Annotated in this window: 21 protein-coding genes; 14 read left to right on the top strand and 7 right to left on the bottom strand. The window is 66.2% G+C overall.

Annotated elements, in window-relative coordinates; genetic code table 11:
- Positions 1-62 precede the first annotated feature (62 nt).
- Entirely contained in the window at positions 63-1,508 is a 1,446-nt protein-coding gene (locus NS6_RS19160) for a DHA2 family efflux MFS transporter permease subunit (RefSeq protein WP_068043647.1), read from the top strand.
- 42 nt (positions 1,509-1,550) lie between these two features.
- Here the strand turns inward: NS6_RS19160 and NS6_RS19165 are convergent, their stop codons facing one another.
- Positions 1,551-1,958, bottom strand: a complete 408-nt coding sequence (locus NS6_RS19165) for a hypothetical protein (RefSeq protein WP_157112834.1) — start codon at positions 1,956-1,958, stop codon at positions 1,551-1,553.
- 103 nt (positions 1,959-2,061) lie between these two features.
- Between NS6_RS19165 and NS6_RS19170 the strand changes: the two genes are divergently transcribed.
- On the top strand, positions 2,062-4,056 hold the full coding sequence (locus NS6_RS19170; RefSeq protein ID WP_068043650.1) for an APC family permease: 1,995 nt from the start codon (positions 2,062-2,064) through the stop codon (positions 4,054-4,056).
- A gap of 71 nt (positions 4,057-4,127) precedes the next feature.
- On the opposite strand, the gene NS6_RS19175 is transcribed toward NS6_RS19170, so the two are convergent.
- Positions 4,128-5,459 carry an alpha/beta hydrolase gene (locus tag NS6_RS19175; RefSeq protein WP_068043652.1) on the bottom strand — a complete coding sequence of 444 codons (1,332 nt, stop codon included), beginning with the start codon at positions 5,457-5,459 and terminating at the stop codon, positions 4,128-4,130.
- Between the two features lie 265 nt (positions 5,460-5,724).
- Here NS6_RS19175 and NS6_RS19180 point away from each other — a divergent pair, with 265 nt between their 5' ends.
- Entirely contained in the window at positions 5,725-6,435 is a 711-nt protein-coding gene (locus tag NS6_RS19180) for a rhomboid-like protein (RefSeq protein WP_068043929.1), read from the top strand.
- 65 nt (positions 6,436-6,500) lie between these two features.
- On the opposite strand, the gene lysX is transcribed toward NS6_RS19180, so the two are convergent.
- Both lysX and NS6_RS19190 read right to left on the bottom strand, forming a co-directional pair.
- Positions 6,501-9,818, bottom strand: a complete 3,318-nt coding sequence (gene lysX, locus NS6_RS19185) for a bifunctional lysylphosphatidylglycerol synthetase/lysine--tRNA ligase LysX (protein WP_084471201.1) — start codon at positions 9,816-9,818, stop codon at positions 6,501-6,503.
- A 91-nt stretch (positions 9,819-9,909) separates the two neighbouring features.
- Positions 9,910-10,206, bottom strand: coding sequence for a hypothetical protein (locus NS6_RS19190; protein WP_157112835.1), 297 nt, complete (start codon positions 10,204-10,206; stop codon positions 9,910-9,912).
- Positions 10,207-10,455: 249 nt separating this feature from the next.
- Here NS6_RS19190 and NS6_RS19195 point away from each other — a divergent pair, with 249 nt between their 5' ends.
- Positions 10,456-11,400: an SAM-dependent methyltransferase gene (locus tag NS6_RS19195; protein ID WP_084471202.1), complete on the top strand. Its 945-nt coding sequence runs from the start codon at positions 10,456-10,458 to the stop codon at positions 11,398-11,400.
- Between the two features lie 253 nt (positions 11,401-11,653).
- On the opposite strand, the gene NS6_RS19200 is transcribed toward NS6_RS19195, so the two are convergent.
- Positions 11,654-12,724 (bottom strand): LacI family DNA-binding transcriptional regulator, encoded by a 1,071-nt coding sequence (locus NS6_RS19200; protein ID WP_084471203.1) that lies wholly within the window; start codon positions 12,722-12,724, stop codon positions 11,654-11,656.
- Between the two features lie 125 nt (positions 12,725-12,849).
- Here NS6_RS19200 and NS6_RS19205 point away from each other — a divergent pair, with 125 nt between their 5' ends.
- From NS6_RS19205 to NS6_RS19225, 5 genes are all read left to right on the top strand, one after another.
- Positions 12,850-13,449, top strand: a complete 600-nt coding sequence (locus NS6_RS19205; RefSeq protein WP_068043659.1) for a DUF1989 domain-containing protein — start codon at positions 12,850-12,852, stop codon at positions 13,447-13,449.
- Positions 13,446-14,057 (top strand): flavin reductase family protein, encoded by a 612-nt coding sequence (locus tag NS6_RS19210; RefSeq protein WP_068043661.1) that lies wholly within the window; start codon positions 13,446-13,448, stop codon positions 14,055-14,057. Before NS6_RS19205 ends, NS6_RS19210 begins: the two co-directional genes overlap by 4 nt.
- Positions 14,058-14,099: 42 nt before the next feature.
- Complete coding sequence (locus NS6_RS19215; protein WP_068043664.1) at positions 14,100-15,452, top strand: MFS transporter; 1,353 nt, start codon at positions 14,100-14,102, stop codon at positions 15,450-15,452.
- Entirely contained in the window at positions 15,449-16,735 is a 1,287-nt protein-coding gene (locus NS6_RS19220; protein ID WP_068043667.1) for an amidase family protein, read from the top strand. The genes NS6_RS19215 and NS6_RS19220 overlap by 4 nt, the downstream gene beginning before the upstream one ends.
- Positions 16,736-17,087: 352 nt before the next feature.
- Positions 17,088-18,266: an NADH:flavin oxidoreductase gene (locus NS6_RS19225; RefSeq protein WP_245669412.1), complete on the top strand. Its 1,179-nt coding sequence runs from the start codon at positions 17,088-17,090 to the stop codon at positions 18,264-18,266.
- A 54-nt stretch (positions 18,267-18,320) separates the two neighbouring features.
- On the opposite strand, the gene NS6_RS19230 is transcribed toward NS6_RS19225, so the two are convergent.
- Positions 18,321-18,806 (bottom strand): nuclear transport factor 2 family protein, encoded by a 486-nt coding sequence (locus NS6_RS19230; protein WP_068043669.1) that lies wholly within the window; start codon positions 18,804-18,806, stop codon positions 18,321-18,323.
- Between the two features lie 226 nt (positions 18,807-19,032).
- On the opposite strand from NS6_RS19230, the gene NS6_RS19235 reads away from it, so the two are divergent.
- Complete coding sequence (locus tag NS6_RS19235; RefSeq protein ID WP_068043670.1) at positions 19,033-20,205, top strand: acyl-CoA dehydrogenase family protein; 1,173 nt, start codon at positions 19,033-19,035, stop codon at positions 20,203-20,205.
- A 28-nt stretch (positions 20,206-20,233) separates the two neighbouring features.
- The gene (gene bphC, locus NS6_RS19240) at positions 20,234-21,145 is read left to right on the top strand and encodes a biphenyl-2,3-diol 1,2-dioxygenase (RefSeq protein ID WP_068043672.1); all 912 of its coding nucleotides are present in this window, start codon (positions 20,234-20,236) and stop codon (positions 21,143-21,145) included.
- 165 nt (positions 21,146-21,310) lie between these two features.
- Here the strand turns inward: bphC and ctaD are convergent, their stop codons facing one another.
- On the bottom strand, positions 21,311-23,056 hold the full coding sequence (ctaD, locus tag NS6_RS19245) for an aa3-type cytochrome oxidase subunit I (RefSeq protein ID WP_068043674.1): 1,746 nt from the start codon (positions 23,054-23,056) through the stop codon (positions 21,311-21,313).
- A gap of 402 nt (positions 23,057-23,458) precedes the next feature.
- On the opposite strand from ctaD, the gene NS6_RS19255 reads away from it, so the two are divergent.
- The 3 genes from NS6_RS19255 (at position 23,459) to NS6_RS19260 (ending at position 25,859) form a co-directional block, all read left to right on the top strand.
- Positions 23,459-24,754, top strand: a complete 1,296-nt coding sequence (locus NS6_RS19255; RefSeq protein WP_068043937.1) for an APC family permease — start codon at positions 23,459-23,461, stop codon at positions 24,752-24,754.
- A gap of 285 nt (positions 24,755-25,039) precedes the next feature.
- Positions 25,040-25,213, top strand: a complete 174-nt coding sequence (locus NS6_RS34840) for a hypothetical protein (protein WP_157112836.1) — start codon at positions 25,040-25,042, stop codon at positions 25,211-25,213.
- A 211-nt stretch (positions 25,214-25,424) separates the two neighbouring features.
- Positions 25,425-25,859 carry a hypothetical protein gene (locus NS6_RS19260; protein ID WP_068043678.1) on the top strand — a complete coding sequence of 145 codons (435 nt, stop codon included), beginning with the start codon at positions 25,425-25,427 and terminating at the stop codon, positions 25,857-25,859.
- Positions 25,860-26,148: the final 289 nt, after the last annotated feature.

Here is a 26,148-nt window from a genome sequence, read left to right on the forward strand (position 1 = left end):
GTGCTGAAAAATCTCGTGACTCATCAGGGTTGGCGTACGCCCTCGAAGCCGGAGCGTCTGCCGTGAAGCCGGCAGTTGCTTCCGTAGCCCCCGGCCGGCGCCGGGCGGCACTGGTGGTGCTGTGCTTCGTGCAGTTCATGCTCGTCCTCGACGACAATGTGGTCAGCGTTGCCCTCCCCACCCTCCGCGACGAGCTGGGCTTCAGCGGCGCAGGGCTGGCCTGGGTAGTCAACGCCTACTTCCTCGCATTCGGTGGATTGTTGTTGCTGGCCGGGCGCGCGGCCGACCTGCTGGGCCGCCGCCGCGTCTTCCTCCTGGGGGTGGCGATGTTCGGTGCGGCAAGCCTCGCGTGCGGGCTCGCCCAAGAGCCATGGCAACTCGTGCTCGGACGGTTCGTTCAGGGCGCCGGCGCGGCAATGGCCAGCCCTGCCGCGCTGTCGTTGATCACTCTGCTGTACCCGGACACCGCGGAACGCACCCGGGCACTGGCCATCTGGGGCGGGATCGCAGCTCTGGGCGGCACCGCGGGCCTGGTGATCTCCGGCGTACTGACCGACCTCACATCCTGGCGCTGGATCTTTCTCATCAACCTGCCGGTGGCGGCGGTGGCCCTGGTACTGCTGCCGCGCTTGATCCCGGAAAGTCGTGCGCACTCCCGGGTACGCCTGGATATACCCGGCACCGTGCTGGGCACCGGCGCCGTGGTGTCTCTGGTCTACGGCCTGCTCCGAGCCGGGGAAACGAACTGGTCAGACGTCTCCGTCATCGCAACCCTGCTGCTGGCTGTACTCTTGGCCGCCGCATTCCTCGTGGTGGAATCCAGGGTGGCGGAGCCGATGGTGCCGTTGGCGTTCCTGGCCGACCGGACGCGTTCGGTCGCCAACGCGGCGACTTTGGTCTTCTCGGTGGCTTTCTTCGCCATGGCCTACTTGTTGATGATCCACTTGCAGACCGTTCTCGGATACGGCCCGCTGAAGGCCGGGCTGGCCTACCTGCCCTACGGCGCCGGAATTCTGGTGGGTATGCGCCTTTCCACGTACGCGATCACGAGGATCGGGATGCGATGGCAGCTGGTCTCGGCGTTCCTGATCAGCGCAGCCGGGCTGCTGATGCTGTCCGGTGTGGCGGCGGGCGATCCATACGCAACAGGCGTGCTGCCGGGCATGATCGTCACCAGCCTGGGATGCGGGCTGAGCCTGCCGGCCCTGACGGTGGCCGCGGTCTCCGGCACCACCACGGAGAATGCCGGCCTCGGCTCGGCGTTGTTCAGCTCGGTGCAGCAGATCGGTGGCGCGATCGGCATCGCGGTTCTGGTCACTGTGGCCGAACGCCACAATGACGCCTCGACCGGTTCCGCCGAGTCGCCGGGCTTCTCCTTCGCGCTCACGATCGCTGCCGGCCTCCTCGCCCTCGGTGCTGTCCTCATAGCCGCACTGCTGCGAACACACCGCACGACGCCGGCCTCCGCCTCGGACGACGACCGGATACCGGCAGCGGACCGGGCCTGACCCTCGGCAGACACTGCAGGTCCTGCGGTGTCTGCCGGTTGCTCATCGCAGACAATCGGTGGCGAGGCGATACGGGTCGCCACCGACCAGGTTGTCTGGCTTTTTGTCGCCGTCCGAGATGATCGGCCACTCGGCCATCATCTCGGCGGCGGTGTCGGCGGCCATGATCGTGTCCGGCTGTTCGAGGTTGTCGACCACCCACACCCCGGTTCGGTCGCCATCATCTCGAGCGACGCGTAGCGCGACCCAATAGTTGCCCGATTCGGCGTGATAGGCCGTCGACTCCTGCACGACCAGTGGGACCGGTTCCCCTCCATCGGCTATCGCCGTAACGGTTGCGGCGGGAACCGCGAGGCACTCGACCGGTTCCGTACCGCAGGCGGGCAGTATCGGAACGGCCATCGCGGTCACAACGAGAACAGGAATGGTGACTCGCGTGGTAGCGGGCATACCTCTAGCCTGCACCGCCACCGCGACGAGCTGAAGCAGACGCGCCGGACCGGGCCGGAGCGCGCCCTTTTCGCTGGTGCCGGGCAGATCTATCGTTGTAGAGGTGGCCGTGGTCGGCGTCGTCAAACGACTGCTGGTAGGGCCCGCGTTACGTACCGAGCGCGAGCGTGGGCAGTTACTGCCCAAATGGCTGGCATTGCCGGTCTTCTGCTCGGACCCCATCTCGTCGGTCGCTTACGCCACGGAGCAGATCCTGCTGATCGTCGCGCTGGGCGGCGCCGCGTACTTGGAACTGGCCGCGCCCGTGTCGGTGGCTGTCGCGGCACTTATGGCCGTGGTGGTGCTCTCCTACCGTCAGACGTGCCACGCCTACCCCGGCGGCGGCGGGGCGTTCGTGGTCAGCAAGGACAATCTGGGCGAGAAACCGGCGTTGATCGCGGCGGCCGCCCTGCTGGTGGACTATGTGATGACCGTGACCGTATCCGCGGTGGCCGGAGTTCTCGCCATCACCTCACGGTTCCCCGGCCTGCAACCGTATGCTGTCGAGCTCGCCGCCGGCGCGGTACTGGTACTGGCCGTGGGCAACCTCCGCGGGTTGAAAGAAAGCGGAAAGGCGTTCGCCGCGCCCACCTATGTGTTCATCGCACTGGTGTTCCTGCTGCTCGCCACCGCGGTGGTCCACGACCTTCTCGGCGCGGGAATCCCGGTCGCCTCAGGTGCGAGTGAGCAGCTCATCGCGAAGGAACCGACCGGTGGATACCTGACCGTGCTGTTGGCATTGCGGGCCTTCGCATCGGGCTGTACCGCGCTGACCGGTGTCGAAGCGATCAGCAACGGCGTCCCCGCTTTCCGGCCGCCCAAGGCCCGTAATGCGGCCACCACCCTGACGGTCATGGGCGTACTGGCGATCGTCATGTTCACCGGTCTCACCGTCCTGGCCCTGAAGATGCACGCGCGGGCCTATCCCGACGGATTCCCCTCGGTGATCAGCCAGCTCGGTGCCGGAATCTGGGGCGCGAACTCTATCCTGTTCCTGATCTTCCAGCTCGCGACCGCCGCGATCCTGATCCTGGCCGCCAATACCGCATTCAACGGTTTTCCGGTGCTCGCCTCGATCCTGGCGAGACACCGCTACCTGCCCCGGCAGCTGTACCACCGCGGTGACCGGCTCGTCTTTTCCAACGGCGTCCTGTTTCTCGCGGGCTTCGCAGTCGTATTGATCATCGGATTCGACGCCAATATCGACAAGTTGATCCAGCTCTACATCATCGGGGTATTCACCTCGTTCACCCTGAGTCAGACCGGTATGGTGCGGCGCTGGCAACGCCTGCTGGCAGCGAATTCCGAGCCGGGAGACCGCCGGCGCATGCGCCGGTCACAGCTGATCAACCTCCTCGGGGCAGTGACCACAGGATGTGTCCTGATAATCGTCGTCCGGTACAAGTTCGCCGGTGGCGCCTACCTCGCGATCATCGCGATGGCGGTGCTCTACGCCTTGATGAAGGCGATCAGCGTCCACTACCGCCGAGTCGGGGACATGATGGCGGTGTCCGAGGACACCGGAGTGATCCAGCCGAGCCGCAACCATGCCATCGTCTTGGTGTCCCAGCTGAACCAGCCCACCGTGTTCGCCCTCGGTTACGCAAAACTCACCCACCCCGACCAGCTCACCGCGCTGTCTGTCGCCATCGACGAACCCGAGACCCGGCGTCTTCGCGAGCAGTGGGAACGCCACCACTTCGACATTCCGTTGACGATCGTCGAGTCCCCCTACCGGGAAATCAGCCGGCCGATTCTCGGCTATATCCGCCGGCTGCGCCGCGGATATCCCCGCGATATCGTCACCGTCGTGATTCCGGAGCACGTCGCCGACCACTGGTGGGAACAACTGCTACACAACCAGAGCGCACTCCGGCTGAAAACCCGGCTGCACTTCGAACTCGGGGTCGTCGTCGCCAGCGTGCCCTACCAGCTACGGTCACCCCACGACCCGAATCAGCAACCGGCCGGGTCCGCCGACGCCACACCCGGCCGGCCGGCCCGGACGAGCAGAGCAAACCGGGCGAGTAGTCCCGGTCGGGCAGCGGGGACGATATGACTCGCTGTGACGAGCCACCGCTGAACCGGTAGTCACCCGCAATCGGATGCCGGCGCCGGTGGCGAGGACCTCTACAGGGCATCGAGGCCGAGCCGGCCGCCGAGCCACGGCAGCTCCTTTTCGAGCCCGGCAGACCACACGGTGAAACTGTGCGCACCCGGCACCTCGGTGAGATGGACATCCATGCCCGCGGCGCGGGCCGCGGCCACGAGCGCCTCTATCGCCCCGCGCGTATCGGTGTCGTCGACACCGACCACGAACGCCCCGGCCGAGTCGGGATACCTGTTGTGTGCGAGCAGATCGGCGGGATTGTTCCGAGCGAAAGCCTCCGCGTCACCGCCGAAAACCTCCCGAATCGTGGTGTTGCGATCACCGAGGGAAGGTTCGGCCTGCCCGGACATATCCACAAATGTGGGATAGACGTCGGGGCGGGTGGTTGCCAACTGCAGGGCGCAGGTACCGCCGGCCGACAGGCCGCCCACCGCCCACGCCCGCGGGTCCGGATCGACCTGCAAGTGGGTACGCACCCACTGCGGCACATCGACGCTCAGGTAGGTGGCGGCATTTCCGAGCGGCGAATCGACGCAGAGCGGATTGTGGAACTGGCCACCGGTGGCATCGGCCAGGACGACGATCGGCGCCAGCCCTCGATGTGCGGCCGCGTACGCATTCATGGTCTCGGCCAGCCGGCCACCGACCAGCCAGTCGCTGGTGCCGCCGGGTTGCCCCGCGAGCAGGACAAGCACCGGCAGGTCGGGCCGTGGCGTGGCGAAGTAGGCCGGCGGCAGGTAGATCCGCGCCTCCCGGGCGGCGAACCGGGAAACGGTACCCGGAATTGGGGTCTTCGTCACCGCACCGGACTTCGGCAGGTCAGCGGGGGGAGTCCAGCTTCCGGGCTGCGGACTCTCACCGGTTCCCGGCTCGGGTGCCAGCGAGGAATCGAACGGAACACTACGGAAGTCATTGATGCCGAGGACGGCACGTACCGTCGGATAGGCGTCGTAGACCGCGTTGATTCCGCCCGCGGCGCAGAGCACCACCGCCGTTGCGGCGGCAAGCAGCCCGGCGGCAGCCGAGGGCCGCGACCGATCCCGGCGGCGGACGATCCAGCGGCCGACGAGCAGCGCAACAGCGAGCACACCCAGCCCTGACCAGACGTAGACGACCGTGGGCAGCCGGTCGGGAAAAGGCTGCCATACCTTCTCGACGAGCACGCCGGCGAGCACCACGATCACCACATCCGCTACCAGCGCCGTGGCAAGCCCGGCGAGCAGCCAACGCCGGTGCAGCCGGGTGGCCAACGTCGCCAGGCATACGGCCGTGACAACGACGAAGACGAAAAGTGCGCCGGTAGTCGTCACACGCAGATCCAGCACCGATCCGAGGAGCCCGGTCCACGACATAACGTCCAGTATGCGTCCCGTGGCACCCGCAGAACTCACGACCCGACCGCCTGTCGGCGAATGGCGAAAGGTTCTAGGATTGAGCGTTGTACGCCGTAACTCGCTCGGCCGGAGTGTTCGTCGTCAGCCGCGCACTCAGGCCGTCATCCGTGGGGAGACAGGTCGTATCGGCACCCGAAGGCGATGACGCTGTGCTCCCCGGTTCCGGTAGCAGGCGGCTCGGGTCGCAGGCTCCGTGGCGAAACTCCATGCGGAGGGGCCGCAGATGAGTGATACCGCCGGCACCGGCCACGCAGCGCGCCGTGGCTCGGCACTCCTGTGGCGATACCTGCGCAGCGCTCCGTGCACCTTCTCCTGGCTGACGCTGCTGTTGATGACCACGATCGTCCAGCGTCTGCTGCCGAGCAACGAGTTGGAACACCTGCTGGGTGAACGTTCGACCAACCTCCACCACCTCGAATCCGACCCGGTTCATACCCTGATCACCAGTCTGCTGTGGATCGACGGCCGATCCTGGCTTCCCTACCTGCTGTTGTTCTGTCTCTTCCATGCACCGGCGGAACGGTGGCTCGGCTCATTACGCTGGGCGGCCGTCGGCCTCACCGCACACGTCGGAGCCACCTACCTCAGCCAGGGAATACTCGCCGTAGCCATACACCGCGGTTACGCCGACCCCGGAATGGTCGATGTACGCGATATCGGGGTCAGCTATTTCCTGGCGGGCATCGTCGGAGTTCTCACCTATCGCGTGGCCCGCCCATGGCGGTGGCTGTACCTCGCAGGCATCCTCATATGGTTCGGAATTCCGCTCCTCACCGACCCCACATTCACCGATATCGGACATTTCTCGGCACTTTCGATCGGGCTGGCCGCCTACCCACTCACTCGTGGACGAACCCCACCGCCCCGGAACCCGGCGGTTGTGCCGCCAGGACACCGGACCGGTACCCATCCGGCGCCCCGCTCGAATACCTGAGAACACGACGACGCTTCGCGGATGAAAGCCGGATACCGGGCCGGACAGCGCCCTGTCGGCCCCGGCTACGTGTAGGGTTTGGCCAGCGGGAACGCCAGTGATTCCCGGATACTGCCCCCCGTGACAAGCATGACGACCCGGTCGATGCCGATTCCGAGCCCGCCGGTCGGCGGCATGGCATGCTCGAGCGCCCGGAGAAAGTCCTCATCCAACTCCATGGCCTCTTCGTTGCCGGCAGCGCTCAGCAACGACTGCTCGGTGAGCCGACTGCGCTGATCGACCGGGTCGGTCAATTCGCTGTAGGCCGTGCCGAGTTCGACACCCCACGCCACGAGATCCCATTTCGCCGCGACACCGGCAATGGTCGGATGCGGCCGGGTCAACGGCGACACAGAGGTCGGGAAATTCGTATAGAAGGTGGGGAACCCGGTACCACGCTCGACCAGGTGTTCGTACATCTCCTGTGCCAGGGCACCCGCGTCCCATTGCGGTTGATGCGGGATTCCTCGTTCGTCGCACAACTGCCGCAGGACCGGGGCCGGCGTCTGCGGGGTGAGCGGGTGTCCGACCGCCTTGCTGAGGGCGTCGTGCACCGTCTGCACCGGCCACTGCCCGGAGATATCGATATCGACCGGAGCGCCGTCCCGGCCGGGACGCTTGACGATCGGTCTGCCGTGCGCGGCGAGCGCGGCCGCCTGGATGAGGCTGCGGCACAGATCCATCATCTTCTCGTAGTCGCTGTATGCCTCGTAGGCTTCCAGGATCGTGAACTCCGGGTTGTGGGTGAAGTCGGCGCCTTCGTTGCGGAAGACCCGGCCGAGTTCGAAAACCTTGTCCATACCGGCAACGCACAGGCGCTTGAGATACAGCTCCGGCGCGATTCGCAGGTACAGGTCGAGGTTGTAGGCGTTGATGTGGGTGCGAAACGGTGTCGCGTTCGCACCCCCGTGGACTTGCTGGAGGATGGGCGTCTCGACTTCGAGGTAGCCGCGGTCGGCGAGCGTATCGCGTATCGCCCGGACGATGGCGCTGCGCTGTTGCAACAATCTGCGGGCGCTCGGGCTGACCGCCAGCTCGACGTAGCGCTGCCGCACCCGGGATTCGGGATCCACGAGTCCGCGCCACTTGTCGGGCAGCGGGTGCAAGCACTTCCCGTCCAGCCGCCACTCGGCGGCGAGGACGGACCTAGTCCCGGTCCGGCTCATCCCGGCCACACCGCGAACACCGACCAGATCCCCCAGGTCGAAGCCGGCGAACTCGCGCACGCGATGACGGCCCACCCGCTCGGCATCGACCAGTACCTGGATATCACCGGACCAGTCCCGCAGTACCGCGAACACCACACCGCCGAAATCGCGCAGCCGGACAATACGGCCCGCGATATCCACCGCGGCGCCTCTCGCCACCCCGGTCGCCGCGCCGATGGTGTGGGTCGGTGCCATGGCGACCGGATACGGGTCGACCCCGGCGGAGCCGAGGGCACCGAGCTTATCCAGCCGGACCCGGACCTGTTCGGGCCTGCGGGGTAGGTGCGGTGTCGGGGCACGTTCAGCGATCCGGGGCGGGCTGCCGTCGGTGTGCAGCGCACCGGACTTCAGTAGCTCAGCGGGTACCGCGATCCGCGTGCCCGTGTATTCGCGCGCGGCGTCACCGCGATCGTGACGCCACGGCATCGTAACGAAACCCTCCGCCACCGCGGAAGCCCAACCGACTCGAGGTAGCGCCCGCTTGTCCTGGTAACAGAGGAACCGGGGTACCCACTGCGGCCGGTATTTCGCATTGGCGCGATACAGGGACTCCAGTTGCCACCACCGTGAGGAGAACACCAGCAGCGATCGCCACAACCGCAGCACCGGCCCCGCACCGATACGCGCGCCTTCCTCGAACACCGAGCGCATCACCGCAAAATTCAACGACAACCGCCGCAGTCCGAACATGTCGGCGACCGCCGCGAGTTCGGTCACCATGAACTCCACACAGCCGTTCGGGGCGTCCGGGGCGCGTGTCATCAGATCCAATGACGCGCCGGTGGAGCCCCACGGCACGAACGACAGCAATCCGGCACGCTCCCCGTCGGCGGTCAACGCCTCCACGAGTAAACAGTCACCGTCGAGGCGGTCGCCGAGCCGGCCCAACGCCATCGAAAAACCTCGTTCGGTCTCGGTATCCCGCCAGAGATCGGCCAGTCGGATGATTTCCGCCATCTCAACCGCCGGGATGTCCCGGTGCCGGCGCACCCTGACCTGGAGTCCGTGCGCACGAGCCCGGGTGACCGCCTGGCGGACCGGACGCATCTCCTGTCCGCCGAGCGTGCGCAACGCATGGGTCGAGACGACGGCCTCGTCGCCCAGCGGCAACACCCGGGCCCCGGCCGCCGCGTGGGCCTGCGCCCCCGCCTCGCTCGCCCCCATCACGGCGGGTTCCCAGCCGTACCGCGCGCACAAGCTGCGCCATTCGGCAATCGCCTTCGGCCAGTGGACGGCGGATCCGAGCGGGTCACCACCCGCCAGGCACACGCCGGCTTCGACCCGATAGGTGATCGCCGCGGTCGCGTCGAGCGCAAACACCACCGACTTGTCGCGGCGGGTGGCGAAGTAGTCGAGCGAGTCGGGGTCGGCCGAGGTGGCGAGCAATCCGCGCAGGGCGGATTCATCGATACCGGCCATCGCATTGCCGGCGCGCTGGGACCGGAACAACACGAAGACCGCGGCCAGCACTGCCACCACACCGACGAGCCCGAGCAGGGTGTTGAGTACCGGCCCGGGACGTCCGTTGAATACTTCCGACTCGTGGCTGATCGCCGCGGCGAGCGCGGTCACCCGGGCGAACGACCAGGCCAACCGCTGCCCCGGGGCGAGTGTTCCGGGAAAAAGCTCGACCAGCCCCCATCCGAGCATCGTCCCGGCGAACAGCAGACCGGCGAGCACGAGCAAGGAGCGCCGGCCTGCACCCGGCCGCACCCGCGTATCGAACTCGCCGCGTGTCGCGACCAGTATCGCGACCACCACCAGGTGGACTCCGAGAGCGATCCCGGCGTGCACATTGCGCTTCGTGATCACATCGAACAGATTCAGCAGGCCGAACGCGACCATATACCCGGTCAGCAGCCACCAGGCGACTCGTTTGCGTCTTGCCAGCGCGGCAGCCAGCAGACCGAGAACCAGCGCCCAGGTGACACTCGTATCCGGTGCGCCGAAATAGTAATGGTCGAGATACACGCGGGGAACGTGCAGCAGTTTGCGCAGAGCCGGGGAAACGCTCCACAGGAAAACCGCGGCGGCGAGTACGCCGACGGCTACCGCGGTGAAGTGTGGAACCTCAGCCCATCGGCCCGTCCACTCCCGTCGAATGCGCGACGATGCCGGCTCCACTTCGGTAGCCATCGCGACCCTTCCTCACGATCAGCCTCGGCCATCACTCTCATCGTCGTACCAGGGAAAAATCGCCGTTGCGCTTGCAGCCGCCGGTCCAGGCTCAACACGACGGCCGCAGGATCACCAACGTGACGATGATTCCGGCCGTGATCGCACCGGCCGCCATGATTGCCAGCACCAGCGAATGCGATATGTCGGCGACACCGGCACCCAGCAGCAGGCATGTGATCACAGCGAGTACCGCGGTGACCCGATCGATGCGGATCGGGCCGTTGCGACCGGCTCCCGCCCACGGGCCGACTCGGCCTCGCCGGTTCGGCTGTCCATCGTGCTCGGCGGAGAATTGGTGACCGTTGACGCGCGGTTGCTGCCGCGCGGACATTCTGTGTCGGGCCATACCGAGGCCTTCCGATTTGTGTCTTTCCACCCGAGCGGCAGTACCCGTCGGAGTGTTGCTGTCACATACACATGCGCGCACAGTCACCTCGCCGACTGCCGCGTTCCCGACTGTAGCCCTGCCAGGACATTTTGACGATAACTTTCGCCGGTACGAAGCCGGCAGATAGACGTAGAATTGTCGGCGTATGTTTTCATCCGCTCGCCGGTTCGTTCGGTGACGCGGCAGGTTTTCTTACGCCCGATTTCGATGGGCGACTGCCCCATTCATGTATACCGATCCGTTCGGGAGGTTTCGGTCGTGCGAACCGATGGAGACGAATGGGATATCGTGACGGGTGTCGGACTCACCGCGTTGGGAGTGGCGACCTTCCGGGCACTGGAATCCGGCGCACCGAATCCGCTCATTCACGACGGTTACGCGGAAATGTTCGTTCGCGCGGCCGGTGAACCGAATTTTCTGGATGTAATGGCGGACCCACCGACCCTGGCCGGCGCGCCACTCGTACCCGGCTTCATGGGAATACGGACCAAATTCTTCGACGAATTCTTTCTCTCGGCCGTCGAGGACGGTATCGCGCAGGCGGTGATCCTCGCCGCCGGGCTGGACGCACGAGCGTATCGGCTCGACTGGCCTCCCGGAACCATTGTCTACGAAATCGACCAACCCGATGTGCTCGAGTTCAAAAACCGGGTGCTGGCCGAACACGCGGCGACACCACGCGCCGAGCGCCGCACCGTGGCCGTGGACCTGCGCTCGGACTGGCCTGCCGCGCTGGCGGCAGCCGGCGCGGATCCGGCCGCCCCCACGGCATGGTCGGCCGAAGGGCTGCTGCCGTACCTACCCGGAGCGGCTCAGGACGCATTGTTCGCGCATATCGATGAACTGAGCCCGGCCGGTAGCCGAATCGCGGTGGAGACCGTCCCTCCCGGCGCGGCGAGCAGCAGTTTCACCACAATCGCAGCGAAGTACCTGGACAAGAATCCGTTCGGCAATATCGACCCGGCCGAACTGTTCTACTCCGACGACAGAGCCGATCCGGAACAGTGGCTGAGAAGCCACGGCTGGTCGGTGCATGCCGCCGCGCCTGCCGAACTCGCCGCCGCCTACGGAGTAACGCTTCCGGAACTTCCCGAAGAACTGGAACAGCACTGGCAGCGACCCCGGTACCTCTCTGCGGTACGGAAGCCCTGAACGAAGTAGCCCGCAATGAGTGAGCAACCGGTAGCCGGATACCACGAGTTGTGCGCCGTTGTCCCGTGGCCGGACAAATCCAGCGCCGCCACACGATCGCTGCGTTGCCGGCAACGCAGCGATATGGTCCCACCAGCGAATGTGCTGACCAACCATGTACCAGAACCGCACCGTGGCCCCGGCCCCCCGGGACCGAGCGGGTCTGTCCCGCAACGAGTCGAGGACAGAGCAACGGCGGGCTGCGCCCCCTCTGCTATTCCGATACACGCCCCGCGCCGGCCGGGGAACGTGGCGGACGGTGCCGGTCGTCGTCTACTCCGGTCGACTCGCGAACGATGAGGGCCGGCTCGAGTGCGACAGAGGCCGGTTTCCTGCCGGCCATGGCCTGCTCCAGTAGCCGGAACGCGGTGCGGCCCATCTCCACCATCGGAGACCGAACGGTAGTGAGTGGCACGGGCAGGTTCTCGGCGAGCGGAGTGTCGTTGTAGCCGACTATCGCCACATCATCGGGTACACGGAGCCCGCGATCCCGCAAACCGCCTATCGCGCCGATGGCGGCGAAATCGTTGGTGGCGAAAATTGCGGAGGGCACCGGCCCGCGGGCGAGGAGTTTCTCGACACCGGCTCGTCCGGCCGCGGCGTCGAATCCGGTGCGAACGAGGCGATGTTCGGGAAGTGTGAGGCCGTGTTCGTGTAGGCCGGTGCGGAACCCGTCGACGCGCAGGTTCGCTGTCGATGTGAACGTCGGCCCGGCGATCACAGCGACGTCGTGGAATCCGAGGCGGGCGAAGTGATCGGCGACGAGATAGCCGCCGTGTTCATCGTCGGCGAAGGCGCCGGGGTACGGGCCCGATGCGCGTGAGGTCAGGACGAACGGCACCCCGTCGGAGGCCAGCTGGCGCAGGATCGGATCCTCGATGCGCGCATCGGCGAGGATGATTCCGTCCACCCTGCGGTCGAGTAGTTGGTGTATGCGCGATTGTCGCTGAGCCGGGTCGTCGAGTGAGTTCGTGACGAATGCGGCGTAACCGTGCTCGGAGGCGGCGTCGTCGATGCCTTCGAAGATGGTGGCGAGGACGAAATCCTGGAGCCGGGGCACTACCACGCCGACCTGGAGTGTGCGTGCTGTGCGCAAGCTCGCCGCATGGGGGTTGCGTCGATAGCCGAGTTCGGCCGCGCAGGCGAGGATGCGCTGGACGGTCTCGGCGCCCGCCCATTTCTCACGTTCTTCCGATGGGCTGTTGAGGATCCGCGACACGGTCGAAACATCGACTCCTGCAGCGGAAGCCACGGCTCGCAGCGTCGGTGCGTTGCGCTTGGCCACTACCTGGTCCTCCCGCCCTCGTATGCCAGAGATCTCATCGCACCATTGACCCTACCCGAACGTTTGTGTAAAAATGTGACCCCACATAACCCAATCGTTTGTGTACTGGAAGGGAGCGTGGCGTCATGGAACTTGCTGCCCGCACCGGAACGACAGTCGAGCTCGCCGCCGGAGACGAACTCGTGGTGAGGAACACGCACGGCGGGCAGGTTGTCGATACCTGGGCGCTATCGGCGGAGAACCCGATGCGAGTTCTGTCGGCACCTCATACCTGGATGCGCCACGGACGATTGGCGATCCGGGTCGGCGACAACCTGGTGGACAACACCCGCCGCCCGATGTTGTCGATGATCGAGGACTCGAGCCCGGGCGATCACGATATGCTCATCCCGAGCTGTGACCTGGCCCGCTACCGGCAACTCGGGGTCGAGGGGTATCACGACAATTGCCATGACAACTTCTTCGAAGCGCTGGCCGCGGCCGGTTTCGAAGCTCCGCAGTTCGTTCCGCAGCCGCTGAACCTCTTCATGCGCGTCCCGATTGCGGCGGATGGTGCGATCTCGATCGATTCACCGCTCGCACTTCCGGGCGATCACGTTCGATTGGTCGCGCTCGAGGATGTCGTGGTGGTGCTCTCGGCATGCCCGCAGGATCTCGCACCGACAAATGGAGTGGGCCGGACTCCCACGGGTGTCACCTACGAGGTCACCGGACCACGCGCATGAGCGCGATGATCTCCATCGATCACCTCGGCGCCGCCGAACGATTCTCGATGGTGTCGTGGACCGTCGTGCCGCGGCCGATCGCGTGGATCACCTCGGTGAGTCCGGCCCAGGAGAACAATCTCGCACCTTTCAGCTTCTTCACGATCGCCTCCACCGACCCGCTGATTCTCATGGTCGCCATCGAGCCGCGCGAGGACGGCAGCCCCAAGGACACGCTCAACAACATCTTGGCAACGCGGGAGTTCGTCGTGCAGATCGCGGAGACCGATCGTGTCGACGAGGTCGCCCGAAGCGGTGCCGACAGCCCGCCCCATTTCGATGAGCTGGCCGCGCTCGCGCTGCCGACCAGTAAGGCATCCCGAGTGTTGCCGCCCGTTATCGACGGATGCGCCGCCGTCTTCGAATGCGAGCTTGTGGAAACCCGTTCTTTCGGCCGCGAAACCTTGGTGTTCGGTGAAGTTCTCACCGCTCGGGTCTCGGAGCGGCTGATCACCGAGTCGGGCCGCATAGACAAGGCGGCCCTCCGCCCACTCGGCCGCATCGGAAGCACCTTCGCAGCAAGCACGCTGCTACCACGATCCGCCGCGCCCGCACAGGCCGCAGGCTGAACCGCGGGAGACCGCGCCACTTCACTGCAGAGGAAATGTCCTATGTCCGATCCCGCTGAGTCTTTTATCGATCGCGCCCCGCTCACGCGATTTCATCTGAAACTGACGGCTTTCTCGGCCGGTGGCCCACTACTCGACGGCTATATCGTCACAATCATCGGTCTCGCGCTGGTGACACTCGGCCCGGCGCTCGACCTCGATGCCACAGAGACGGGCCTCGCCGCAGCATCAGCGCTCGTGGGCATCCTTGCCGGTGGTGTCGTGTTCGGTCGGTTGACCGACCGTATCGGCCGCAAGGTCATGTACATCGGCAACCTGATCGCTTTGAGCGCCCTCTCGATCCTCAGCGCGTTCGTGGTCGAACCATGGCAGCTCGTCGCGCTGCGCTTCGCGCTGGGTGTCATGATCGGCGCCGACTATCCGATCGCGAGTTCGATGCTCGCGGAGTTCGTCCCCAGCCGGTATCGCGGGCGGCTGCTCGGTGCCCTGTTCGCCGCGTTCGGTGTCGGTGCGGCACTCGCCGCCGGCGTCGGGTGGGCCTTATCGGCATTCGGGCCCGACGCGTGGCGGTGGATGCTCGCCTCTCCTGCCGTCATAGGTGTGGTGACACTCGTGCTTCGCCTGAACGCACCGGAGTCGCCCCGCTGGTTGCTCAGCCGTGGTCGGCGCGCAGAGGCAGAGCAAGTCGTCCACAAGATCTGGGGTCCGGACGCACAGGTGGATGAGCTGCACGAACCCGTAGTGACTCCGGCAACACTGATGACCCGGCTTTCGATTCGGCGAATCGCCTACGTGAGCGCATTCTTCATCGCTCATGTCATCCCACTGTTCGCCATCTACAGTTTCGGGCCGACACTGCTGCACGACCTCGGTATCGGAACCGAATCACAGTATCTACCCGAACTGCTCATCGCGTTGCTGTTCGTCGTGGGCAGCGTGCCAGGTCTCTGGCTGGTCGATCGGATCGGCCGGATCCCATTACTGGTCAGCACGTTCGCGATCATGGCGCTCACTTTCGGGTTCATCGCCGTTGTCCCGGGGGCACCGCCGAGTCTGCTGTTCGCCGCGCTCGCGCTGTACGCGGTGGCGTCGGGAGCGTCGAACTTCATCGAGATCATTGTTCCCAACGAACTGTTCCCGACCTCTGTACGAGCCACCGCGACCGGGATCGTCGTGGCGATCAGTCGTGTCGGTGCCGCGATCAGCACCTTCTTTCTTCCCGCCTTCTTGACCGGGTTCGGTATCGGCGCAGTGATGTGGTTCCTCGCGGCGGTCAACGTTTTCGGGCTCTTGGCGACCCTCCTTCTCGGTGAGGAGACGAATGGGCGCCCGCTCGGCGGACTGTCCCGCTCGCAGCGTCTTCCGAGCCACTCGGCAGTGGGTGGTGTGAAGTGACCGGTCCGGGTGAACACCGCACACCGGAAAACGCGCTGGCGCAAGCACAACAGACTCAGAACGTCTTTCTCCAGTTCACACCTGCCCGCGCGGCGATCGATGCACCGGGTCGGGGAGGCGAGCTCGCCGGCGTGCCATTCGCCGTGAAGGATGTTTTCGATGTCCGCGGGACCCGTACCTCGGCAGCGTCACAGATCTTCGACCGGCGGCCATCTGCCCGCCGGGACGCGGAAGTCGTGCGTCGTATCAGCGCGGCCGGAGCAGTACTGATCGGCAAGACCACCATGAGCGAGCTCGCGTATTCCGGGCTCGGAGTCAACGAGAGGTTCGGCACGCCGACACTGACGCGGGGCGGTCGCCAATATTTGATCGGTGGCTCGTCGTCGGGCTCGGCAGCGGCCGTTCGTGCCGGAGTTGTGGCGTTCGCGCTCGCCAGCGATACTTCCGGATCCGGAAGAATCCCGGCGGCGTGGGCGGGGGTGCCCGGCTTCCGTCCCAGCCTGGGCCGCTATCCCAGTGCCGGCATGACCTCTCTCGCACCGACACTGGATTCGGTCGCGGTGATCGCAGCCAGCGTCGCACACCTGGAAACCATCGACCGGATTCTGGCGAGAGAGTCGCCTGCGGTCCCGGAACCGTGGACCCCGGCCTTCGTCATTCCGCACGACGAATACCTCGCCAGGTGTGATCGGCATGTCCTCGAACGGTTCCACGCCGATCTGGCTTGCTTGCGCGGAAAAGGGCACCGAATCGTCCAGCGCAGGATCGAAGTTCTCGACACCGTCCAACGGCTCCACCGGCAACATGTCCCGATCGTGGAGTCGGAGGCATTCGCCGCATTCGGCGCATATCTCGAGCAGCCGAATCTGCTCTCCTCGCCGGTCCGGCGCCGGCTGCAGCGTTCACGTACCCGATTGCAGGAGTTCGGCTCCACCGCGCTCTACGAAGCCATGCCATCGTTACGGCACCAGTTCGGCCAGGAGCTGGGGAGCGCTGTCCTGCTGAGCCCGGCAGCCGAGATCGATGCGCCCGCCTACGTGGACATCCGCGACTCCCCGGAGTTGCACGACGAAATGAATTCGCGCGCGCTGACCTTGACGATGATGTTGAGCTATCTCGATTCGCCGAGTGTCATCATTCCCACCGGCGATGACTTCGCCGGGCGGCCCTCGAGTCTCCAGCTCTCCGGCCGGGCCGGACAGGACCGGCGCGTATTGAGCGCGGCGCAATTGCTTGCTCCGGCCCGAGCGCGATCACCTCGGGAAAGCACTAGCCCGCAATGAGTGAGCACCACGCCCCGGCGGCCCCACTCACTCGAAGCCGGCGGACCCCGCAGCGGATCGACGAACGCACCGCCCGCCGCAGCAATCTGTAACCGGCCACCGTGAGTTGGGGCGGGATCGCGCGCCGCTGTCACCGTGGCCGGACAAATCCAGCGCCACCACACGATCGCTGCGTTGCCGGCAACGCAGCGATCTGGTCCCACCACCACGAATGTGCCGACCCACTGGACACCAGGACCGCACCGTGGTCCCGGTCCCGGCAACTCCCCCGGCCCCGTCAGTGTGTCGTCTGCCACTTCCGGTGAGCGAGAACGAACAGTACGCCGCTGACCGGCGACCATACGCTGGCAGTGTGGAAGGCATTCAGGAAAGCTCTCGGACCCCGACGACCGATCACCACGCCGCGCTGTTCCGGCCGCTGACCGTCCGTTCGCTGGACCTGGCGAACCGCATCGTCATGTCGCCGATGACTCGATCGGGATCGCCGGACGGGGTCCCCGGCACCGATGTCGCCCACTATTACCGGCGCCGCGCCGCCGGTGGAACGGGTCTGATCATCACCGAGGGTGTCGCCATCGACCATCCGGCCGCCGTCGACAATCGTCGCGTGCCCCGCATGTACGGCGAGGATGCGCTGGCCGGGTGGCGGACTGTGGTCGACGAGGTGCACGCGGCGGGTGGCCGGATCATTCCGCAGCTGTGGCATGTGGGTCCGCTGTGGGGTGCGATGAGCAGGACCCCCGACCCGGCCGTCACGCCGATGCGGCCGTCCGGCCGGTGGGGCACCGCCGGGACCACGTCGTATTCCGACGAATACGTTGCGCGCGCCGCGCAACCCACCGGGCCGATGACGGACAACGATCTCGCCGAGATCATCGCCGCCTATGTGCGTGCGGCGGTCACCGCCACCGAACTGGGTTTCGACGGTATCGCCCTGCACGGCGGTCACGGCTACCTGCTGGATTCGTTTCTGTGGCACGACACCAACACGCGCGACGACCATTGGGGCGGCAACCTCGCGGCGCGTAGCCGGTTCCCCGCCGCGGTGGTCGCGGCCATCCGCGAAGCCGTGGGCACCGATATGCCCATATTCTTCCGTTTCTCCCAGCACAAACAGCAGGATTACACCGCCCGCATCGCCGAGACTCCCGACGAGCTACAGGTGGTGCTCGGCGCACTCGCCGATGCCGGTGTGGACGTTTTCGACGCCAGTATCCGGCGCTTCGACATCCCGGCTTTCGAGGGTAGTGATCTGTCGCTGGCCGGCTGGGCCAAGAAACTCACCGGCGCGCATGCCATGGCTGTCGGCAGTGTCGGGCTCGGGAAGCCGCTGCGTGACAGCCGCGCCACGGGGGCCGCGGAGGTTGTCGACAACATCGCGGAGGTCGATCGCCGCATCGAATCCGGCGAGTTCGATCTCATCGCCATCGGCCGCCTGCACTTGGCCGATCCCGCGCTCGCTACGACGCTACGTACCGGGTCCTCGCTGACACCGTTCGATCGCGCTGTCCACGAGGGTAGTTTGCACTGACCCGTTGCCTCGCCCCGGAAATCGGGGCGGCGGCCGGAAGACCGGCCGGTGACGTCACCGGCCGGCGCGGCCCAGTAGTTCGCGCGCAACCGCACTCCCGTCGAGTAGCCGGGCGGTGCGGCGCTCGATCAGCCATGAGCCCTCGACGCGGGCCAGCTCGAAACGGTTGGCGGTAACGCGCCACACCCGGAACGAGTCCGCTTCGGGGTCCCGGCGCAGCAACAGCGAATGGCAGGTCGCCACCGCGGTATCACCGTCGACCCGGATATTGACGGGGTCCAGTAGGTGACCACACCCTTCGGCGATGTAGTCCTGATGCGGCGCGGTGCGCACCATCTCGGTGATCGCGTCGCGGCCTTCCATCACCCGGATATCGGTGTCGTACACCGCGTTCTCGGCCCACAATCGGCCGACGGCGGCGGCGTCACCGGCGTCTACGGCGGGACCGTAGGCCGTCAGCACGTCGTGGACGGCGGCCTTGTCTTCGAGCAGTTGTACCCGTTCGAGCAGGGAAGCCACCAGTTCTGCGGTATCGGTCACGGCAATCCTTCCGGAAATCGGGCGTTGCGCCCGGCGGTGCGCTGTTCTGTCTACCGATACCGGCAGATCGGGACCCGCGACATTCCGCTGAACGGAATCCTCGGTGTGCCGCCACCTCAACATTGACAGTGTTGTACGCACCGCACCCGCACGGTGCTCACAGGTGACAGGACACCACACAGTTCCGGCTCCGCGACGGGGCCCTGTTTCGAGAAAGAGCCGCATCATGGGCGACGTACTGGACAAGATCATGCAGCACGCGGACGAGATCCGTGCCGGAGCCGCCGAAGGCGAATCTCTGATGCGGCTTTCCGATACCACCGCGAAGCAGCTGCGTGATTCGGGCGTCATCCGCATGTTGCAGCCGAAGGAGTACGGCGGCCTGGAGGCACATCCGCGGGAGGCCGCCGAAACCACCATGGCCATCGCCGCGCTCGACGGCGCGGCCGGCTGGGTCGCCGGCATCGTGGGCGTTCACCCGTGGGAACTCACGTTCTTCGACCCCAAGGCACAGGAGGAGGTCTGGGGTCAGAACAACGATATGTGGATGGCGTCACCGTATGCGCCGATGGGTATCGCGGTCCCGGTCGAGGGTGGTTACATCCTCAACGGGCGCTGGTCGTTCTCGTCCGGCACCGATCACTGCGGGTGGATCATGATCGGCGCCGCGGTCGGTGACAAGGACGGTAAGCGCACCGGCAAAGTGCTGCATGTGCTGCTGCCGCGGTCGGACTACGAAATCGACCAGGACAGCTGGAATGTCATCGGCCTGCGCGGCACCGGGTCGAAGGATCTGATCGTCAAGGACGCGTTCCTCCCCGAACATCGCACCCTGGACTCCGAGATCGTGATGAGCGGTAACGGCTGGCGGCACGCAGGCCGCGACGAAACGCTGTACCGCTTCCCGTTCTCGTGCATTTTCCCGCTGGGCATCACCTCGGCGCTGATCGGGATGACCGAGGGCGCGCTGGCCTGCTATATCGCAGTACAGAAGGAGCGGGTGCAGGTCACCGGCGTTCCCATCCGAGAAGATCCCTACGTACTGTTCGCCATCAGTGAGGCCGCCGCGGAGATTTCCGCTGCCCGCGTATCGCTGCTGGAGACGGTCGACCGGTTCTGGGACAAAACCGACCGCGGCGAGGAGGTCGGCTTCGAAGAACGCGCGATCGGCCGGCGCACCCAGATCGCGGCGGCGTGGCGCGCGGTGCGCGCGATGGACGAGGTCTTCGCGCGGGCCGGCGGGGCGGCGGTGCATGTGAAGACACCGATGCAGCGGTTCTGGCGCGATGCCCATGTCGGCCTGACGCATGCCATCCATGTGCCCGGCACGATCTATCATTCGGCAGCTCTGACGCAGCTCGGCGGCGATCCGCAGGGCCCCTTCCGCGCAATGATCTGACCCGCTTCACTATTCGAGGACCAGGACAATGACAGAACTACGCGGACTCGGCTACCTCAGAGTCCAGACCCGGGATATCGCACGCTGGCGCGAGTTGCTCATCGACGGCCTCGGCATGGCCGTGGGTTCCGGACCCGAACCGGAGGGGCTGTATGCCCGCATCGACGAGCGGCGTGCACGTATCGCGGTGCTCCCCGGCGATTCCGACCGGGCGCTGGCCGTCGGCTGGGAGGTGCGGGACGAATTCGCGCTGCGGCGGGTCCGCGAGGCGGTGGAGAATTCGGGGCGAACCGTCGAGGTGTTGTCCCGTACACAGAGCGCCTATCTCGACGCTGAGCAGGTCATCGCGTTCGACGATCCCGCCGGCACCCGGCTCGAGGTGTTCTTCGGCCCGGTACTCGACCACAGCCCACTGGTGACACCGTTCGCCGGCCGGTGGGTGACCGGTGCCCACGGCCTCGGACATGTGGTGCTGCCGACCGCGAAATTCGCCGAATCGTACACCTTCTATACCGAGGTGCTGGGCTTCCTGCCGCGCGGTTCGATCCGGCTCGACGAAGAAGGATTGAACCGGGTGCGGTTCCTCGGCATCAACCAGCGCCACCACAGTCTCGCGCTGTGCCCCGCCCCGCCGACGGAGGAGCCCGGCCTGGTCCATCTGATGACCGAGGTCGATACCCTCGACGCGGTCGGACAGGCGCTCGACCGCGTCAATCGCCAGGAGTTCTCGATCTCCTCCACGCTGGGCCGGCACACGAACGACAAGATGGTCTCCTTCTATGTGCGTGCACCCGGTGGCTGGGACCTCGAGTTCGGCACCGAAGGCATGCTCGTCGACGAACGGCACTACACCTCCGAGGAAATCACCGCCGATGCGTACTGGGGTCACGACCAGTCCGGGTCCGAGCCGTTGAAGGCGTTCCTCCCACCGGCCGGCTGATCCACACCTCCGGCACACCCGGCTCCACGTTCCGGCCGGGGCCGCGGCACTGTCCGGAAGGCACGGTCGTATCGAGCTCGCTCGGCGCCACCACCACATCGGCCATGCGTTCCGGCGGAATCCCGTACCGACGGACGTGTGCCGCAGCGACCGCTCCGACGCCTGCTACGTTCTGCCTGCCCCGGGTGGTGTGGACAGTTCGGCGCCGGCCCCGGCGGTGCTTCGGCGGCCCACATGGGATTCCGCACGCAGGCGTTCGGACATGTGCGGGTAATGCAGTTCGAACGCGGGCCGTTCGGAGCGGATCGGCGGCAGTTCGTAGAAGTTGTGCCGCGGGGGCGGGCAGGTCGTCGCCCATTCCAGGGAATTGCCCGCACCCCAAGGGTCGTCGACGGTGACCACTTCTCCGTAGCGGTAGCTCTTGAACGCGTTCCACACGAAGACGATCATGGAAGCGCCCAGCACGAACGAACCGATGGTCGAGACGGTGTGCAGCGCAGTGAAACCGTCGTCGGGCTGATAGTCGGCGTAGCGGCGCGGCATACCTTCGTCACCCAGCCAGTGCTGAACCAAGAAGGTGAGGTGGAAGCCGAAGAAGGTGGTCCAGAAATGCACGCGGCCCAGGCGTTCGTCCATCAACCGGCCGGTGATTTTGGGGAACCAGAAGTAGATTCCGGCGAAGGTCGCGAAAACGATGGTGCCGAACAGTACGTAGTGGAAATGCGCAACCACGAAATAGCTGTCGTGCACTTGCCAGTTCAGCGGCGGGCTCGCCAGGATCACCCCGGACAGACCGCCGAACAAGAAGGTGACGAGGAAGCCGAGGGAGAACAGCATCGGCGTTTCGAAGCTCAGCTGCCCCTTCCACATGGTGCCGATCCAGTTGAAGAACTTCACCCCGGTCGGGACCGCGATCAGGAAGGTCATCAGCGAGAAGAACGGCAGCAGCACCGCCCCGGTGGCGTACATGTGGTGAGCCCACACCGCCATCGACAGGCCGGCGATCGATATCGTCGCGAACACCAGCGTGGTGTAGCCGAAGATCGGTTTACGGCTGAACACCGGGAAGATCTCGGAGACGATGCCGAAGAAGGGCAGCGCGACGATATACACCTCGGGATGCCCGAAGAACCAGAACAGGTGCTGCCACAGGAGCACCCCACCGACGCCCGGGTCGTAGATGTGCCCGCCGAAATGCCGATCGTAGGCCAGCGCCATCAGCGCCGCGGTGAGGATCGGGAACGCCAGCAACACCAGGATGCTGGTGATGAAGACATTCCAGGTGAAGATCGGCATCCGGAACATGGTCATCCCAGGGGCCCGCATACAGATCACGGTGGTCATCATGTTCACCGCGCCGAGGATGGTGCCCAGCCCCGATATCGCCAGGCCCATGATCCAGAGGTCTCCGCCTGCCCCCGGCGAGAACTGCTCGGTACTCAACGGTGCGTAACCGGTCCACCCGAAATCGGCGGCGCCGCCGGGCGTGATGAAACCCGCGGTGGCCATGGTGGCACCGAACAGGTAGAGCCAGTAGCTCAAGGCGTTGAGCCGGGGAAACGCCACATCCGGTGCACCGATCTGCAACGGCAGGATGGCATTGGCGAAGCCGAACACCACCGGGGTGGCATAGAACAGCAGCATGATCGTGCCGTGCATGGTGAACAGCTGGTTGTACTGCTCCGGTGAGAGGAATTGCAGCCCGGGACGCGCCAGCTCACCGCGGATCAGCAGCGCCAGCAGGCCACCGATCAGGAAGAAAGCATTCGCCGTCACCAGATACAGCACCCCGAGCACTTTCGGGTCGGTGGTGGTGACCATCTTCCGCAGGAACGAGCCCTTGGGCCCGACCCGAGCCGGGAACGGCCGGGCGGCGGTGACCTCGGCCTGTGAAGATGGTGGAACTGCCATCGGACGCTCCTCTGGTCGGTCCGGCCGGGCATTCGGGTCCGTTGCCCGCGGGTCTACCCCGGTCGTATCGCGCCAAACCCTGCCCGCTGCGGGTGATGGACCGGGTGAGCGACACCCCTGCTCACGCAAGTTTCAGCGAAAACACCGATACTCGGCGCCCACTCGGCCATCGGTCGGCCGCCGCCGAGCTGCCGACCGTCGCACCATGATCGCTCGGGTCCGCCACCTCGGACCGCCGAGCCGGAACCGGTCGGCCGATACTCCGGAAGCCGGGCGAATGACGGCGGGCCGGTAGGTGCGCAAGTGAACCGGAGTGGCGAAGTGGCACCGCGGCGGCTCTTCTCCCCCTACCATCGGCGGCGAACCGATTCGATCTCCGGCCCGGCCGAGCGCGAGGGGAACATGGTGTCCGAGACCTCCGCTGCCGGTGATCCGGGAGAATTGCGGCGGTCCCTGGGGGTGACCGACGCCGTGGTGATCGGGCTCGGCGCCATGCTCGGGGCAGGGATTTTCGCGGCCCTGGCCCCGGCGGCGCGCGCCGCGGGTTCGGGATTGCTGCTCGGGCTGGCCGTGGCCGCGGTGGTTGCGTACTGCAATGCCACCTCTTCGGCCCGGTTGGCCGCACTTTATCCGGCGTCCGGCGGCACCTACGTGTACGGGCGGGAACGGCTCGGGGAGTTCTGGGGATATCTGGCGGGCTGGTGTTTCGTCGTCGGCAAAACCGCTTCGTGTGCGGCAATGGCGTTGACGGTCGGCGCCTACGCCTGGCCCGCATATGCCCATGCTGTTGCGGCCGGCACGGTGGTCGCGCTGACCGCGGTGAACTATCGCGGGGTCCGGAAATCGGCGTTGCTCACCCGGATGATCGTGGCGATCGTGCTGGCCGTGCTCGCCGCCGTGGTCGTCGCGGCGGGCTTCGGTGACGCCGCGATCGGGGCGCGCGACACCGGGACCGGGCTCAGTGCGAACGGGGTGTTGCAGGCGGCAGGCCTGCTTTTCTTCGCGTTCGCGGGATACGCGCGGATCGCCACGCTCGGTGAGGAAGTGCGCGACCCCGCCCGCACCATCCCCCGCGCGATACCGCTCGCTTTGGCGATCACCGTGGTCGTGTACGCGCTCGTCGCCATCGCGGCACTACGAACCCTGGGCCCGGACGGTTTGGCGGCGGCGGCAGCTCCGCTGTCGGATGTGGTGGATGCGGCGGGCGCCGGGTGGCTCGCGCCGGTGGTGCGCGTGGGCGCGGTCGTCGCCGCGCTGGGGTCGCTGCTGGCCTTGATTCTCGGGGTTTCCCGCACCGTGCTGGCGATGGCCCGGGACCGGCATCTGCCGTATGCCCTCGCGGCGGTGCATCCGCGTTTCGCGGTGCCGCATCGCGCCGAACTCGCCGTCGGGGCGGTGGTGGCGGTCGCCGCCGCGTCCGCCGATATCACTGCGGCGATCGGTTTCTCCTCGTTCGGAGTGCTGGTGTACTACGCGATCGCCAATGCTTGCGCCTGGACGCTGCGGCCGTCCGAAGGGCGGCCGGGACGGCTGATCCCGGTGGTCGGCGGGACGGGATGCCTGGTGCTGGCCTTCAGCCTGCCCGCGCAGTCGGTGGTGACCGGCGCGCTCGTCGTGGCGGCGGGTGCCCTGCTCTCGGCCGTCCGCCGGCGCCGGGGTTCGTCCGGTGGGCCTGCCGCGGATACGCAGCAGCGCTAGAACGTATCGACCAGCACGTTCAGCTCGCCCACGTGGGAGCAGAAGACTCGTCCGATCGGCAGCCGAGCGCGGGAACACAGCACCCGCCGAGCGAGCGCACCGGAGCACGAGCGGCACGGTGCGCCTACGTGACCTCTGCGCGACCTCGCACCGGGTGCACCGCGACCCTACCGAGATATCGGACGCGGAAATTGATAGTTCCTTGTCTGGTTTCCGTGCTCTCACCGGCGAACACTGGGTCCGTGCGCAACGACGTCCGTGGTTCAGCCGATTGGAGGAAACGTTATGCCAGCAAGAATCACCAAGATTTTCGCTGCGAGCGCCATTGCCCTGGCATTGGGCGTAATCGCCGCGCCCGCCGCGTCTGCCGCGACGACCGATATCCAAGAACCGGTGATCCCGGGTTTGGGATCCGTTGAAATCTGCTTTCCCCTGGGCAGCGCAGAAGTCTGCATCTGACACCCCGGAAAAGTTCCACCGAAATTCCCGCCACAAACCACATGTTGCATGCACGCCCTATGCGAATGAGCAGACCCGCACTCTGTGGTCTGCTCATTCGCATTCCGGCGTGGGCGTGCACCTACGGGGCATTGCCACCACCCGAAAGTAATAGCTAATATCAATCGGTCCGACCGGTCGGGATCTGCCAACTCGACAGAACGGAACCTCCATGAGGCCAGCAGCGCGTTTCCAGCACGTCGGCCCTCGACTTCTCGGCGCGATCGTCGGGGCCACCGCCCTCTTCTTCGCCGCCGCTCCCGCGGCCGCTCTTGCGGGAACCCTCAACTGGGTCCAGGCCGACAACGGACCGAACCCGCAGGTCGAACTGCACAGCTACTGTTCGGCTCCGGGGCAGGTCGGGCATCTGGCGGACGGCACCACCGTCTACTGTTCCCCCGTCTCGGGTAGCGACACCTTCGCGTGGTCGTACTACACCGAACCGATGCCGATGGATCCGAACAGCATCGACTACAACTGCGACAGCGCGAGCTGCACCTATCCCGACGGCTCCCAGGTCCCCATCGAACAGCGCTGCGGTATGCAGTGCGGCGAGCCGCCCACACCGGGTGACGTGCAGAACCACCTGAACAATTCCCGCCGCTGAGCCCGGTAGCGCGCACCGGCCGCACCATCGTCGACCGTACATGCCCGGCCGTGGGCGAACGACCACGGCCGGGCCGCCGCCTTCTGATACGGCCGACGCGGTGCGGGTTGTCGAAGTCGACGCGGCTGCTATCGTCGTGGAGTCATCGAGATACAGGAGACCGACCATGGTTGGTGAACTCGACATCTCCGGGGTCACCCGGCTCTGACGGCCACCGGTTGGGCGCATACGGGCGCCGCTGTCGTGGCCATGCCGTCGTTCATCGATCATTTTCCCGGCGCATATGCAC

The organism is Nocardia speluncae NBRC 108251 (assembly GCF_001613245.1).
Classification (GTDB): Bacteria; Actinomycetota; Actinomycetes; order Mycobacteriales; family Mycobacteriaceae; genus Nocardia; species Nocardia speluncae.

Coding starts and splice junctions, on each gene's coding strand:
- NS6_RS19195 (WP_084471202.1), top strand. CDS start 10,456: ATGGGCGACTGCCCCATTCATGTATACCGATCCGTTCGGGAGGTTTCG.
- NS6_RS19165 (WP_157112834.1), bottom strand. CDS start 1,958: ATGCCCGCTACCACGCGAGTCACCATTCCTGTTCTCGTTGTGACCGCG.
- NS6_RS19175 (WP_068043652.1), bottom strand. CDS start 5,459: ATGTCGTGGACCGGGCTCCTCGGATCGGTGCTGGATCTGCGTGTGACG.
- NS6_RS19235 (WP_068043670.1), top strand. CDS start 19,033: ATGGGCGACGTACTGGACAAGATCATGCAGCACGCGGACGAGATCCGT.
- ctaD (WP_068043674.1), bottom strand. CDS start 23,056: ATGGCAGTTCCACCATCTTCACAGGCCGAGGTCACCGCCGCCCGGCCG.
- lysX (WP_084471201.1), bottom strand. CDS start 9,818: ATGGCTACCGAAGTGGAGCCGGCATCGTCGCGCATTCGACGGGAGTGG.
- NS6_RS19210 (WP_068043661.1), top strand. CDS start 13,446: ATGAGCGCGATGATCTCCATCGATCACCTCGGCGCCGCCGAACGATTC.
- NS6_RS19215 (WP_068043664.1), top strand. CDS start 14,100: ATGTCCGATCCCGCTGAGTCTTTTATCGATCGCGCCCCGCTCACGCGA.
- NS6_RS19180 (WP_068043929.1), top strand. CDS start 5,725: ATGAGTGATACCGCCGGCACCGGCCACGCAGCGCGCCGTGGCTCGGCA.
- NS6_RS19205 (WP_068043659.1), top strand. CDS start 12,850: ATGGAACTTGCTGCCCGCACCGGAACGACAGTCGAGCTCGCCGCCGGA.
- bphC (WP_068043672.1), top strand. CDS start 20,234: ATGACAGAACTACGCGGACTCGGCTACCTCAGAGTCCAGACCCGGGAT.
- NS6_RS19190 (WP_157112835.1), bottom strand. CDS start 10,206: ATGGCCCGACACAGAATGTCCGCGCGGCAGCAACCGCGCGTCAACGGT.
- NS6_RS19255 (WP_068043937.1), top strand. CDS start 23,459: ATGGTGTCCGAGACCTCCGCTGCCGGTGATCCGGGAGAATTGCGGCGG.
- NS6_RS19260 (WP_068043678.1), top strand. CDS start 25,425: ATGAGGCCAGCAGCGCGTTTCCAGCACGTCGGCCCTCGACTTCTCGGC.
- NS6_RS34840 (WP_157112836.1), top strand. CDS start 25,040: ATGCCAGCAAGAATCACCAAGATTTTCGCTGCGAGCGCCATTGCCCTG.